The following is a 13,308-nucleotide window of genomic DNA, read 5'->3' as shown; positions in this document are numbered from 1 at the left end:
TGCTAAACAGCGGTGAGGAAAGGTTGCTGGGACGCGTGAAAGAGTGATGCGGGCGTTCTTGTGACAGGGTTCACGTTATTGGTAGGGAGCGCTGGCATTCTCGGCGACCACCGGCAGATTTGTCGCTTATTCAGTTTGGTTTTCGGACGACATCCTGATTATCTGGCATACTGTGCCGCTGAACTCAGGTATTAAAAAGACCATACATTGTCAGGGTTTATTGGTCATTAAATTGATGGAAGAATGGCCTCTAAGGGATTTTTGGCGAGGACTTTGATTGAACAACACGTTCCAGAGAGCGCGGTAATGGCAAAAATAGCAATTGTAAAATTATTCAATGGCTTAAATCTGGCACCGGCCCAGTTAGCCGGGCAGTTGCGCGATGCGGGCCACGAAGTGAAGATTATTTACTTCAAGGAAACCGTGGCGCTGCCTACGGATGAGTCCGAGGGATATCTCGAATTTGATTATCCCGGCGTGGGGTTTCTAGCCAACGGCAAGCAATACTCGGTGGACCTGTACAAGCCAGTTTGCGAAAGCGAAGAGCGGTTACTGGTTGAAGAACTCAACGCATTTGAACCCGACCTGATTGGGTTTACCGTTTTTTCCGGCCTCATCCGGGTCTGTGGTGAAGTGACCGATAGCCTGCGCGAGCATTTTGATTGCCCGGTTATCTGGGGTGGTCCCGGACCGACGCTTGAGCCTGAGAAATGCATCGGCTTCGCTGATCTTTTGTGCATCAATGAAGGGGAGGAGGTCATTGTTGAACTGGCTGACCGACTCGATGCCGGCGAGGACTACTCGAATATTCTCGGCACTTGGTGTAAGCGGGGTGAGGACGTCGTCAAAAACGAAAATCGGCCCCTGATGCCGCTCGATAATATCGCGCAACCCGACTGGTCCCGCGATATCTATTGCCTCATCAACGAGGATACGGTCGAGCGCAACTACTACCCCGAGGGCGGCAGATCCTACTCAATTATGACGCAGCGAGGATGTCCGTTCTCCTGTCATTTCTGTATTGAGAGCAAGTACCAGGATATGTTTGGCCGTAAGAACTCCCTGCGGCGCAAATCGGTAGACAGCATTATAAAAGAGCTTCTCTGGGCGAAAGAGACGCTGAAAATCAAGAAAGTGATGTTCTACGATGACGTGTTCACGGTACACCCGCGCTGGCTAGATGAATTTTTACCGCGCTATAAAGCGGAAATCGGCCTGCCATTCTGGTGTTACTCCTATCCAACAACGCACGATCGGCCGTTGCTCGACAAACTCAAGGATGCCGGCTGTGTCGCTATCACCATGGGCGTGCAGTCGGGCAGTGAACGGGTGCTCAAGGAGCATTTCAACAGGCCCACAAAAACGGACAGGGTTGTCGAGGCCGCCGAAGAGATCGTGGCAGCTGGTATCACCGGTTTCTATGATCTGATCACCCGCGTTGATTTCGAGACGGTTGACGATCTGGAGGAAACCTTTGAGTTCCTACTCAGGTTCCCACTTGAGATGAATACCTTCATGCTGCCCAATATGACCAGCTATCCGACCTATGAGTACAGTGAAAATGTGATCGCTGCGGAGGGCAAAGGTATATTGAATAGGCCGACAGATGAGGACTACGATTTCTATCATCACCTCTACCTGTTATCGCGCTCAACGCTGCCGGTAAACAAAATTCGGGAAATGCGCAACGATCCGAAATATCGGGAAAACCCTTCGCTGATGGCCGAGTTTTTCGATCACAAGCCGATCATGAATTTTACCGACCCTGTGCCCAAAAGGGTTCGTCAATCTGCCTGATGTTTTCTTCAGAGAGAGTGCGACGCCGTACTGTAGGGAAGTGATGCAGCCGTCACGCGCGAGTTAGTCGCCTCGGTTCTGGCTCGTTCGGTTTGGGTTGGCAAGCTGGTGCTTGCGCACCAGCCCTCGCATCTGGTCATAGCTGAGACCCAGATCGCGGGCAGTGCGTCGCTGGTTGTAGCCGTTTTTCTTCAGCGCCGCTGAAAGCAATTCTACTTCCAGTTGTTTTATCTGTGTTTGGAAATCTATGCTTTCCGTTTCAGACGGTGTGCCATCTTCTGTCTCATTGGTCCCCGCAGGTGCGCGGGGCACATCTTCGAACGGCGATATGAACGGGTCGATCACGATGTTGGCCACCGGCGTGTCCGGATCATTCCAGCGAAACAATGATCGCTCTACGACGTTTTTTAGTTCTCTTATATTGCCGGGCCAGTGGTAATGTTGCAGTGTGTTCAGCGCCGTATCGGAAAACCCCGCAAACAGACTCCATCCCAGTTCTGTGCACATCCCCACCGCAAAATGTTGCGCCAGTTCGAGAATATCCTCTCTGCGGTGTCGCAGCGGGGGCAGGTGGACGACATCAAAACTGAGACGATCCAGAAGGTCTGCCCGAAACTGGTTCTGTGCGACCAATGCACGCAGGTCGCTGTTCGTCGCTGCGACAACTCGTACATCTACCTGCAGGGTGTGCTGTCCGCCGAGGCGTTCAAACTCACCGTATTCAATCAGCCGTAATAACTTTTCCTGCAGCCGCATCGACATTGTACCCAGTTCATCGAGGAACAGGGTACCGCCGTCAGCGCGTTCAAAGCGCCCCTGTTGTGCCCGGGTAGCGCCGGTAAACGCACCTGACTCGTGCCCGAACAACTCGGATTCCAGCAAGCTGTCAGCCAGCGCAGCGCAATTGACTTTGACCAACGGCGCCTGCCAGCGGGGTGAGAGGAAATGCAGGCGTTGTGCGGCCAACTCCTTGCCGGTGCCTCGCTCACCTACTAACAGGACCGGACGATTTATAACGGCCAGATGAGAAAGCTGCTCCAGTGCCGTCGCCAGCGCTGAAGAATGGCCAATAATACTTTCCTGAATACGCATAAGGTTAAATATACCTTAATAGAAGGTATATTTAACCTATATATCGGCCAAAAATACTAATATATGCCATATTTAGAAGATGGGTTTCGCACAGATAATGAAAAAATACCTTTTAAAACAATAGGGTAGCCGATGTGGCATGCATCGTGTAACACATAGTTTGTCTTTACAGCGATGGGCGGTATCGCACAGGTACTGCCAGAATGGATCACAGGAGAAACCCCATGGGCATATTTTCACGCATGACCGACATCATCAATTCCAACATCAACGCAATGCTGGATCAGGCAGAGGATCCGGAGAAGATGGTGCGCCTGATTATCCAGGAGATGGAGGACACGTTGGTAGAGGTGCGCAGTTCCTCTGCTCGAGTGCTGGCTGATCGCAAGGACGCAGCGCGGCGCCTGGAACAGGTGAGCAGTGAGGCGGCGGGGTGGGAGGATAAGGCGCGCTTGGCAATTGAGAAGAATCGCGAGGATCTGGCACGTGCCGCACTTCAGGAGAAGCGTGCTATAGAGGAGGAGGTCGCACTGGTGGAGGCGGAGCTGGTCGCGATAGATGAACACATCGCGCAACTCAATAACGAGGTGGGGCAGTTACAGCAGAAGTTGGACGATGCCCGCGCGCGACAGAAAGCCCTGACGATGCGCAGCCAGACGGTAGAGTCGCGGATCAAGGTCAAACGACAGATACAACGGGATGCGCTGGATGATGCGTTTCATCGTTTCGAGCGCTTTGAACGGCGCATGGATACCCTGGAAAGTCAGCTTGAATCGATGGATTTGGGTCGCGAGGTGCCACCTGATCTCGCCGCGCAAATTTCGGCGCTGCAGGAGGACGACAGAATTAGCGATGAATTGGAGCGCCTGAAAGCCGGTATGGTCGACAAGAAGCCTGAATAGATACCATGCGTGCATTAAACCATGACATTTTCAATCAATCGGGCGACAGTGCAGGTTCACTGCTTGCCTTCGAGGAATAGAAGCAATGGAATTTTTGAAGTTCATGTCTGTCCCCACGATTCTGTTTATGGTGATTGTGGCGCCGATGTGGATCACCATGCATTATCGTAGCGTGAACAGGTCTACCCGTAGTCTCAATCTGGAGGATCGGGAGTCGTTGGAGCATATGCTGGAGACCGTGGATAAGCTAACGGATCGTATCGCCACACTGGAGTCGATTCTGGATGCGGATCATCCACAGTGGCGTGATCAGGTAAGGCGCCAGGAACGCGGCGAAGACAATCTCAGGGAGTAAGTTATGACCGAACATGATGACAGGCAGTTTCGTGACAGACATCGGGACAACCATGGCAGAGGCCAGGGTGCGAACCGCGGCGGTTTTCTTAAGAGCAAACGGGAGTTTGATATGCGGCGCAAGAGCGGTTGGGGTATGAATCTATACCGGAATACGCGCGACGGTAAGATCGCTGGGGTTGCCGCCGGATTCGCAGATCACTGGGATATCGCACCGTGGGTTGTGCGGTTGATGTGGATAGGCGCCTTCCTGTTTACTGGCACACTCGCACTGTGGCTGTATATAGGTGCGTGGTTGTTGATGGCGAAGCGACCGTCGCGCCAGGATGCACAAGGGCGCCCGTCAGATGAGTTGGAGTATGAGGCGGCCGAAGTCGAGATGGAGTACGATGAGCGCCACCATGACTACCGACCCCGCAAGGTGTTCCGTTACAGTGAGAGCACATCCGTGCGCCTGAAGCGTGCACGAGAGCGCCTCGATGCAGCGCTGCGCCGCGTCGAAGGCATGGAGTCATATGTCACGTCCCGCCAGTATGAATTGAACAAGGAATTCTCCCGCCTCTGACTGTGAACCGCGTCTCAATCTGCATCAGCAGTGACGGAGCGTGCGGTGTTTCAGGCTATCTCCGGATATTAATGTTCGCTACCCTCTGTGTAGCGACTCATTTTTATCAGCGGCGTGATTAATGACAACCCAGGAACCGTATGTACCACCTCCCAGTATTCTGCTGGCATTGAGCGAAGCACATCGAGCAGCGCTGGAAATCGTGCTGTTGGGTGTTTCGCGACGTACACTCGTTAAAATCGCCCCCCGTGGAGATGGGCATGCGGTGATGATACTGCCGGGGTTTATGGGCGGTGATGGTTACAATAGGGCTTTCCGGCGTTTCCTTGGCGGCCTTGATTATGCTGTGCACGGCTGGGGGCAGGGGCGCAATCTCGGTCCGCGCGATGGGGTACTGGAAGCGCTTCAACGCAGGCTGCATGATCTGGTAGAACGCTACGAAGGGCCAGTGTCACTGGTCGGACACAGTCTTGGCGGTATTTTCGCGCGTGAGTTGGCGCGTATGTATCCTGACAAGGTTCGACAGGTGATTTCATTGGGAAGTCCGTTTGGTGAGGGGAGAATGACTGCCTCGATACCGGCGCGCCTGTTTACAGCGCTAAACCCGCCCGATGAACTTCCGATAGACCAGGATGTGCTCTCGCATGCACCACCGGTCCCCACTACGGCGATCTACTCAAAGTATGACGGTATCGTGAACTGGCGGACCACCAATCAACAGCGCGGACACGCCCTGACCCAGAGCATTGAGGTCAGGAGCAGTCACTGCGGCATGACATTCAATCCCGCCGTGTGGTTATTGGTGGCGGAGTGTCTGGCCAATGACCCCGATCACTGGCAGCCGTTTGAGCGCGGCAGTTGGCGCAGACTTGTCTACCCCGATGTGCAGTTGAGTACGGAGCCCGCTGAGCCTTAAGGTTTAGTTGCACCGTTCCTTCGGTTTATATCGATTGCTCTGCTCACCTGGCATCGTCAGTCGATCTTTGCATAAAGTGCGTCCGCCACCATGCCTGACCGAATCGATTGATCCAGATTGGTGTTGTTCGCTATCTCGCGGTTTATACTGCGCGTTCAACGTATATAAATTCAGGACAGGCAGATGGCAAGAATTCTGATCGTTGCTGATCTTGAGCAGCAGTGTTATGCGACCCCCAGAGGGCTTGAGCTAGCCGCTAAACTCGGCGTTGTGGCCGATGTGGTCGCATTTGTGCATGTGGACCTGTCGGCGCTGGACGTCAGTGCAGCGCAGCGCGAGAGCATCCAGAATCGCCTGCTGGCAGACCGCGAACGCGCGGTACAGGGTCGAATTGACAGGCATCTGGTGTCTGGTCAGCATGCCGATCTGAAGGTCGTGTGGGAAAAGGATATCCACCGCTGGCTGAATAGGCGCTGCGCGGGTGGCCGCTATGACATGGTCATTAAGACAGGCAATCGTTCCGAGTCGCTGGTCCACACCTCTACGGACTGGCAGTTGTTGAGAGAGTGCCCGGCCCCGGTGTTACTGGTAGCGAAGAAAAAATGGCACAGGGTCGAACCCGTTTTGGTTGCGCTCGATCTGGCCAGCACCAAGGCCGCCAAGCAATCACTGAACCAGAAGCTACTGCTGGCGGCAAAGGGGTTGGCAGAGACGCTAGGTGTGGAGCTGGAGATTATTTCTGCGATTCAGGTGCCCGCTGTTCTGGCGGAGTTGGATCTGGTCGATCCACAGAGCTACGCGCGCAATGCCAGGGCGTCGATGCAGCCACAGATCTCGCGGCTGGCCAGAACCTGCGGTGTCCCCGAATCCGCGTTTCAGTGCAAGCGCGGTGCGGCAGAAAAAGTCGTGGCCAGTCGCGCAGCCAAGGTTCGGGCACAGTTGGTGGTGCTGGGCACAGTCGGCAGGAAGGGAGTGAGAGCACGATTGCTGGGTAATACAGCAGAGCAAGTGCTGCTCCATTTGAAGACAGATGTCTTGACGATAAAGTTGTAATTATTTTCCGTTTTTACCTTGAAATCTGGTCAATAGGGACTATTTTGTCTACAGCACTTCGCATTCCTTGCGAGTGCTGACACGTCCCCTGGCCGATGTTTCTGCCCCGAAGCATACGGCTATTTTAGCCCGCTTTCATTTCATGAAATGCGGGCTTTTTTATTTTTGTCAATTGATTGCCAATCTAAGTTAATGTACTTTCTAAAGTAGACGGAGGCGCATACCTCGATGGGACGTCATGCGGGATTTACTGATTCATGGCGTTGCGATCCCAGCCGGGTTGAATCCGGTCTCTGATATCGGCGATGTCATTTCGCTGTAACATTGGCGGGGTAGGCTCAGCGCGTAATATCTTGCGGGTACGCTTTGGCCTCGCACTATCGAACTGCTTTTCCGTCTACTTTCGTTTACTGAAACCAGGGTCTGTTTGGAGACAGTATGGCCAGCCCGATCAAGCAACGCCTCGCGGATCTTCTCGATTATGATCTTTTCATGCCGCGCGAGCTCAGTTGGCTATCTTTCAATGCGCGCGTATTGCAGGAGGCAGCGGACGAGTCCGTGCCGGTTATCGAGCGGTTGCGCTACCTCGGCATTTTTTCCAATAATTCAGATGAATTCTTCCGCGTGAGAGTGGCGGAGGTCAGGCGCCTGATTTCTGTTTCTTCCGGCGCCAACAAACAGCAGTCAAAAGACCTCCTTGGTGCCATCCAGAAACGCGTGGTCGAACTGCAACATGAGTTCGACCGTATCTACCGCGAGATTATGCGCGCGCTCGCGGACCAGCGAATATACCTCGTCAATGAGGAACAGCTGGATGAGCGACAGGTTGAGTTTGTAAGATCGTATTTCACCAGCACAGTGTTACCAGAGCTTGAGCCCATTCTGCTGCGCGAAGGGCAGGCCATTCCAGCACTTACCGACGAGTCGATTTATCTCGCAGTAGATATCCAATCGGGAGACAGTTATCACTCCGCTGTAGTGGGCGTTCCCACTGACAGGCTGGCCCGATTTGTGCAGATTCCTCGAAAAAAAGGCAGGGGTGGTACGGTGTACATTGTGCTGGATAATATAATGCGCCTGTGCCTGCCAGAGATGTTCCGAGGGGTTATTCCAATAGATGCAGCACAGGCGTATTGTTTCAAGTTCTCCCGTGATGCGGAGCTGGCGATAGATACCGGCATCACACAGAGCCTGATTGACAAAATGGCCTCGAGCCTAAAGCAGCGCATGAAGGCGGATACTGTGCGCATGGTATATGACGGTGAAATGCCGCAGCGCCTGCTCGATCACCTGTGCAACCGATTTGGCTTTGGCAAATACGACAGCCTGATCTCCGGTGGCCGCTACCACAACTCAAAGGATTTCATGAGCTTCCCCAATGTCGGGCGGCGGCACCTCGAGTTCAAGCCGCTACCGCCGATACGCATCAGTCGGCTCGATGAGCAGGCCTGTATATTCGACAGTATTCGTGAGAAAGATATCTTTCTGTACTATCCCTATCATCCCTTCGACTATGCGATTGACTTGCTTAAGACAGCGGCGTTGGATCCGCAGGTCACCAAAATAAAGATTTGCCTGTATCGCGTAGCACGTGACTCCAGGGTTATCGATGCACTGGTCAATGCCGTACAAAATGGCAAACAGGTACTGGCTGTGGTCGAATTGGCCGCGCGTTTCGATGAACAGGCAAATATCAACTGGGCACAGCGCTTAACCGATTGCGGTATCCAGGTTATTTTCGGCATTCCCGGGCTTAAGGTTCACAGCAAACTATTGTTGATTGAGCGTCGAGATGGTCACGCCTCACGCTACTACAGCCATATCGGCACCGGTAACTTCAATGAGAAAACGGCCCGACTGTACACCGATTTTTCATTGATTACCTACGACCAGAATGTCGGCAAGGATGTGCACAGTGTGTTCGAATTCCTGCAGTTCAACTACCAGCGTCCCAACTATCGTCTATTGCTGGTCGCGCCGCACTCTGCGCGCAGCGGGCTAATGGAATTAATCGAATGCGAAATTGCCAATGCCAGGGCTGGCTACCGCGCGGCGATGACGCTCAAGTGCAACAACCTGGTGGATAAGGATCTGGTATTGAAACTCTACGAGGCCAGCCAGGCTGGTGTAGAGATACGGCTGATCGTTCGAGGTATGTGCTCGCTACTGCCTGGAGTAAAAGAAATTTCGGAGAATATCCAGGCCATCAGTATTGTCGACAGGTATCTTGAGCATACCCGCGCCTACGTGTTTTATAATCGCGGTGAGCCGCGCTACCTGATCGGTTCAGCGGATTTAATGACGCGTAATCTGGATTACCGGGTGGAGGTTCTCTGTCCCATTTTTGATCAAGACGCGCAGCGCATTATCCAGGATACGCTGGACCAGCAATGGCACGATAACGTCAGGGCGCGGGTGCTGGATCAAAACCAGATTAACCGGATGGTGCCCAGCAAGAAAAAGGCCACCAAGATTCGCTCGCAAGAGAGCATTCACCGCTATCTTGCCACGGGAAAACTACCTCGCTATCCCAAATCGCGGATGAATGAACCCGCCAAACGCAGGCGGAAGAAGGCACTCTGACCGGCTGTTGCACGCAGCGCGGTGCGTGTACACTGGGCTGCCAGGTCGACGGGCTGCGCGGTGCATCCCGCTTGAAAGTTCACAGATTGCTTCGGAGATAGCTAATGATTGCGTATACCACAATTGGAACCGCCGATATTGAGAAAGCCAAGGCCTTTTACCTCGATGTTCTGTCCGATATTGGCGGCACTGTGATGATGGATTTGGGGCGGCTCGCTGCCCTGGGTACACCCAACGGCGGCGCGATGCTCGCGGTATGCACACCGTACAACGGCGAAGCTGCCAGTCCGGGCAACGGCAACATGGTTTCTATTGCACCCGGTTCGACAGAGCTTGTCGATAAACTATACGCCAGAGCGCTGGAGCTGGGTGCGGCAGACGAAGGTGCACCCGGGCAGAGGATGGACGGCTTCTACGGTGCCTATTTCCGCGATCTCGATGGCAATAAAATCTGTTTCTGTCACTTCGGATAAGACAATTGCGAGGGCTTGCATGTGCAGTGCCTCCTGACTGATTGCAACTGTTTTCCGACCCCCGCAATGACGGGGGTATTCCCTGACGGCAGGTACAGGAGGCTTTTTTAGTGGCGGGAAGTAGTTTGCTTGTTCTGCTGGATGATATCGCGGCAGTACTCGACGATGTCGCGCTGATGACAAAAATCGCCGCCAAAAAATCTGCTGGTGTGCTCGGCGATGATCTGGCAGTTAACGCGGAGCAGGTGACGGGTGTGCGCGCTGACCGCGAGCTGCCTGTTGTCTGGGCTGTTGCCAAAGGGTCTATGCGCAACAAGTGCATTCTGGTCCCGGCTGCACTGGCGATCTCGTTTATTGCTCCATGGTTGATTACGCCGGTACTGATACTAGGCGGCCTTTTCCTTTGCTACGAGGGCTTTGAAAAAGTAGCCCACAAATTTCTGCATTCCGAAAGCGAAGACGCTGCCCATCATGAGCAGTTGCTAAAAAGCCTGCGAGATCCCTCGGTTGATCTCGTGGCCTACGAGCAACAGAAGATAAAGGGCGCGATACGCACTGATTTCATTCTCTCTGCAGAAATTATCGTACTCACCTTAGGTATTGTCGCCGAAATGACTTTTATTACTCAGGTGCTGGTGGTGTCGGTCATTGCGCTGGCGATGACGATCGGTGTATACGGGCTGGTGGCCGCTATTGTAAAGCTGGATGACGCCGGATTGTTTCTACTGGAGCGCGAAGGGCAGGGCAGCTGGCCGGCGATGTTGCGCTGGTTTGGCTCTGCTTTGGTACGTTTTGCCCCTTGGCTGATGAAGTTTCTGGCCGTGGTGGGCACCATCGCGATGTTTATGGTGGGCGGCGGTATACTCGTACACGGCTTTCACACTCTTGATGAGGGCATTGCGGTGCTTGTGTCATCGGTCTCGGGTGTGGCGTCCATCGGGCCGGTTCTGGCCGCTGTCACACCCACCCTCGCTGGGATTGTTGTCGGGTTGATCGCCGGGGCGGTGGTCACTGCCGTGGTTGTGCTAGTGCAGAGATTGCGCCGGGAGTGAGTCACAGCTAAGAGGCCTTACTTCAGCAATGAGCCGAGAATCCCGCGAAATAGCTTCCTTCCCAGGCTGCTGCCAGCGGCGCGTGCAACACTTTTCAGAAAGGCCTCTCCTGCACTCTGGCGATTGCTGGAGCGGGCTTTCGGTTTGCGCTTTTCTGCCGCAGCAGCACGTTCGGCGAGTTCTGCCTCCTGCGCCTTCTTTTGTCGCGCTGCAGTGCGCTCCAGCAACACCTCATGTGCCGAGCGAGGGTCAATGGGGGTGACGTAGCGTTGTTGGTTCAGGTCTCTCGACAGCACAGCCTGGCGCTCTTCGGGAGTGGCCGGCCCCATTCTGGAGTGGGGTGGCCGCACCAACACGCGTTGCACGGGGGCGGGAACACCCTTTTCCTGTAACATTGAAACCAGGGCTTCCCCGACACCCAATTCAGTGATTGCGGTGACGGTATCCAGTTCGGGGTTGCTGCGAAAGGACTGCGCTGCGACCTTCACCGCTTTTTGCTCTTTTGGCGTGTAGGCACGCAGTGCGTGTTGTACGCGGTTGCCCAGTTGTGCCAGCACACTGTCCGGTATATCTCCCGGGCTCTGCGAAATGAAATAGATACCGACACCCTTGGAGCGGATCAGGCGCACTACCTGCTCAATTTTCTCCAGCAGTGCTTTAGGTGTGTCACGGAACAGCAGATGTGCCTCATCGAAGAAAAATACCAGCACCGGCTTTTCCGGATCACCCAGTTCAGGGAGCTCCTCAAACAATTCGGATAGCAACCACAGCAGGAAGGTGGAGTAGAGCCTTGGGTTCATAATCAGCGTGTCGGCGGCCAGTATGTTGATGGTGCCCCGTCCATCGAGGCCGGTGCGCATGAAGTCCTGAAGCTGAAGTGCCGGTTCACCGAAAAACTGCTCACCGCCCTCGCGTTCCAACATCAGTAGGCGACGCAGAATCGCATTCACTGAGGCCTTCGATACACCGTAGCCGGTGCCCAGTTCCCTGCTGTTATTGCCGAGGTATTCAAGGGTGGTGCGCAGGTCCTTGAGATCGACGAGTAACATCCCCTCGTTGTCGGCAAACTCGAATACCAGTGTGATCACACTCTCCTGTGTTTCATTGAGATCCAGCAGGCGCGAGATCAACTGCGGCCCCATTTCTGAAATTGTGGAGCGGATCGGCGTACCCTGTTTGCCGAACAAATCCCAGAACGCGACCGGATAGCCGCGTTGCTGATAGTGCTCGATACCGATTTTCTGTATCCGTTCGTCCACCTTTGGGTGAGGCGAGCCGCTCTGGCTGATCCCGGAGATATCGCCTTTTATATCGGCCAGAAATACCGGGACCCCGAGGTCGGAAAAGCCCTCTGCCAGACACTGCAGAGTGACCGTTTTGCCGGTGCCAGTGGCGCCGGCGACCAGCCCGTGGCGGTTGGCGTAGCGCGGGTTGAGAAATATCTGGCCCGCCGGGGAGCGGCCAATCAGAATGCCATCGTTCATCTATTTATCTATCCTTTTCGAGGTGGACTGCACTGCCCGCTATTGAGCAGTATAATAAAGTAACAGGCCCCATGCGGCTATCGACAGGAATATACCATGCGTTGGAAGGGCGGCAGGCGAAGTAGTAATGTGGAGGACAGGCGCGGACAAGGTCCCGCGAGCGGTGCAGCCGGTGCCGCACCACTGGTGATGCGGCTGTTGCCGATAATGATCCGGACCAAGGTCGGGCGTATTCTTCTCGCGCTTGGGGTCGTTGTTGTAGTCGGCGGGCAGTTGATGGGCATTGATGTGCTATCTCTGTTGGCCGGAGGTGCCGCCAGTTCCAGCCGGTCTGGTGCACCGCTCAGTGAAGCGCAGCAGCAAAACGCCGAATTTGTCTCAGTGGTTTTGGCTGATACTGAAGATACCTGGCATGCGAATTTTCAGGCGTTAGGTCGGCAGTACCGCGAGCCGACGCTGGTATTGTTTACTGGGGCAGTCAACTCTGCCTGTGGCAGAGCCAGTGCTGCGGTGGGACCTTTTTACTGTCCCGGCGATCAAAAACTGTATATAGACCTCTCCTTCTTTCGGGACCTGCGCGACCGACACGGCGCTCCCGGAGACTTTGCCCAGGCCTATGTCGTCGCCCATGAAGTCGGCCACCATGTACAAACACTGCTGGGTATCAGCGACAAAGTGCGGGCCGCGGGCCGAGGGGCGAGTGCCGCACAGGTGAACGCGCTGTCTGTGCGTCAGGAATTGCAGGCCGATTGCTTTGCCGGCCTTTGGGGTCACGCTGCTAATGTCGATCGTCAATTACTCGACCCCGGTGACCTGGAGGAAGCGTTGCAGGCGGCTACGGCCATTGGTGATGACCGCTTACAGCGCGAAGCCGGACGCGAAGTCGTGCCCGACAGCTTTACGCACGGTACCTCCGCACAGCGAGTTAAATGGTTCCGAACCGGTTTCGAGTCCGGTCAATTTGCCGATTGCGATACATTTGCCGCCACCGACTTGGGTTAAGGCCCCCACATGGGGATTTGCTATGTCGCGTTTTC

At 54.5% G+C, this 13,308-nt stretch carries 12 protein-coding genes; 10 read left to right on the top strand and 2 right to left on the bottom strand.

Annotation, left to right across the window (positions count from 1 at the left end; translation table 11 throughout):
* Nucleotides 1–306 precede the first annotated feature (306 nt).
* Nucleotides 307–1,797 carry a B12-binding domain-containing radical SAM protein gene (locus tag AC0L6S_RS06400; protein ID WP_473427593.1) on the top strand — a complete coding sequence of 497 codons (1,491 nt, stop codon included), beginning with the start codon at nucleotides 307–309 and terminating at the stop codon, nucleotides 1,795–1,797.
* A gap of 63 nt (nucleotides 1,798–1,860) precedes the next feature.
* Here the strand turns inward: AC0L6S_RS06400 and pspF are convergent, their stop codons facing one another.
* Nucleotides 1,861–2,889 carry a phage shock protein operon transcriptional activator gene (pspF, locus tag AC0L6S_RS06395; RefSeq protein ID WP_473427592.1) on the bottom strand — a complete coding sequence of 343 codons (1,029 nt, stop codon included), beginning with the start codon at nucleotides 2,887–2,889 and terminating at the stop codon, nucleotides 1,861–1,863.
* A gap of 224 nt (nucleotides 2,890–3,113) precedes the next feature.
* Here pspF and pspA point away from each other — a divergent pair, with 224 nt between their 5' ends.
* The 8 genes from pspA (at nucleotide 3,114) to AC0L6S_RS06355 (ending at nucleotide 10,787) form a co-directional block, all read left to right on the top strand.
* Complete coding sequence (pspA, locus tag AC0L6S_RS06390; protein ID WP_473427591.1) at nucleotides 3,114–3,791, top strand: phage shock protein PspA; 678 nt, start codon at nucleotides 3,114–3,116, stop codon at nucleotides 3,789–3,791.
* Nucleotides 3,792–3,876: 85 nt separating this feature from the next.
* Entirely contained in the window at nucleotides 3,877–4,146 is a 270-nt protein-coding gene (gene pspB, locus AC0L6S_RS06385) for an envelope stress response membrane protein PspB (protein ID WP_473427590.1), read from the top strand.
* A gap of 3 nt (nucleotides 4,147–4,149) precedes the next feature.
* Nucleotides 4,150–4,710 (top strand): PspC domain-containing protein, encoded by a 561-nt coding sequence (locus tag AC0L6S_RS06380; RefSeq protein ID WP_473427589.1) that lies wholly within the window; start codon nucleotides 4,150–4,152, stop codon nucleotides 4,708–4,710.
* 121 nt (nucleotides 4,711–4,831) lie between these two features.
* Entirely contained in the window at nucleotides 4,832–5,626 is a 795-nt protein-coding gene (locus AC0L6S_RS06375) for an alpha/beta hydrolase (RefSeq protein ID WP_473427588.1), read from the top strand.
* 183 nt (nucleotides 5,627–5,809) lie between these two features.
* Complete coding sequence (locus AC0L6S_RS06370) at nucleotides 5,810–6,679, top strand: universal stress protein (RefSeq protein WP_473427587.1); 870 nt, start codon at nucleotides 5,810–5,812, stop codon at nucleotides 6,677–6,679.
* 438 nt (nucleotides 6,680–7,117) lie between these two features.
* Nucleotides 7,118–9,262, top strand: a complete 2,145-nt coding sequence (gene ppk1, locus AC0L6S_RS06365) for a polyphosphate kinase 1 (RefSeq protein WP_473427586.1) — start codon at nucleotides 7,118–7,120, stop codon at nucleotides 9,260–9,262.
* Between the two features lie 104 nt (nucleotides 9,263–9,366).
* Nucleotides 9,367–9,735, top strand: coding sequence for a VOC family protein (locus tag AC0L6S_RS06360; RefSeq protein ID WP_473427585.1), 369 nt, complete (start codon nucleotides 9,367–9,369; stop codon nucleotides 9,733–9,735).
* Between the two features lie 110 nt (nucleotides 9,736–9,845).
* Nucleotides 9,846–10,787: a DUF808 domain-containing protein gene (locus AC0L6S_RS06355; RefSeq protein ID WP_473427584.1), complete on the top strand. Its 942-nt coding sequence runs from the start codon at nucleotides 9,846–9,848 to the stop codon at nucleotides 10,785–10,787.
* A gap of 17 nt (nucleotides 10,788–10,804) precedes the next feature.
* Here the strand turns inward: AC0L6S_RS06355 and AC0L6S_RS06350 are convergent, their stop codons facing one another.
* Nucleotides 10,805–12,271 (bottom strand): helicase HerA-like domain-containing protein, encoded by a 1,467-nt coding sequence (locus tag AC0L6S_RS06350; protein ID WP_473427583.1) that lies wholly within the window; start codon nucleotides 12,269–12,271, stop codon nucleotides 10,805–10,807.
* A 96-nt stretch (nucleotides 12,272–12,367) separates the two neighbouring features.
* On the opposite strand from AC0L6S_RS06350, the gene ypfJ reads away from it, so the two are divergent.
* On the top strand, nucleotides 12,368–13,273 hold the full coding sequence (gene ypfJ / locus AC0L6S_RS06345; RefSeq protein WP_473427582.1) for a KPN_02809 family neutral zinc metallopeptidase: 906 nt from the start codon (nucleotides 12,368–12,370) through the stop codon (nucleotides 13,271–13,273).
* Nucleotides 13,274–13,308 lie beyond the last annotated feature (35 nt).

The sequence above is a fragment of the Halioglobus sp. D3-4 genome, from assembly GCF_055809315.1.
The sequence above is the reverse complement of the archived record's forward strand: the minus strand, read 5'-3'. Positions and strand labels throughout refer to the sequence as shown.

Bases quoted from the DNA above. Each gene is read 5' to 3' on its own strand.
- AC0L6S_RS06400 (WP_473427593.1), top strand. From the start codon at position 307: ATGGCAAAAATAGCAATTGTAAAATTATTCAATGGCTTAAATCTGGCA.
- pspF (WP_473427592.1), bottom strand. From the start codon at position 2,889: ATGCGTATTCAGGAAAGTATTATTGGCCATTCTTCAGCGCTGGCGACG.
- pspA (WP_473427591.1), top strand. From the start codon at position 3,114: ATGGGCATATTTTCACGCATGACCGACATCATCAATTCCAACATCAAC.
- pspB (WP_473427590.1), top strand. From the start codon at position 3,877: ATGGAATTTTTGAAGTTCATGTCTGTCCCCACGATTCTGTTTATGGTG.
- AC0L6S_RS06380 (WP_473427589.1), top strand. From the start codon at position 4,150: ATGACCGAACATGATGACAGGCAGTTTCGTGACAGACATCGGGACAAC.
- AC0L6S_RS06375 (WP_473427588.1), top strand. From the start codon at position 4,832: ATGACAACCCAGGAACCGTATGTACCACCTCCCAGTATTCTGCTGGCA.
- AC0L6S_RS06370 (WP_473427587.1), top strand. From the start codon at position 5,810: ATGGCAAGAATTCTGATCGTTGCTGATCTTGAGCAGCAGTGTTATGCG.
- ppk1 (WP_473427586.1), top strand. From the start codon at position 7,118: ATGGCCAGCCCGATCAAGCAACGCCTCGCGGATCTTCTCGATTATGAT.
- AC0L6S_RS06360 (WP_473427585.1), top strand. From the start codon at position 9,367: ATGATTGCGTATACCACAATTGGAACCGCCGATATTGAGAAAGCCAAG.
- AC0L6S_RS06350 (WP_473427583.1), bottom strand. From the start codon at position 12,271: ATGAACGATGGCATTCTGATTGGCCGCTCCCCGGCGGGCCAGATATTT.
- ypfJ (WP_473427582.1), top strand. From the start codon at position 12,368: ATGCGTTGGAAGGGCGGCAGGCGAAGTAGTAATGTGGAGGACAGGCGC.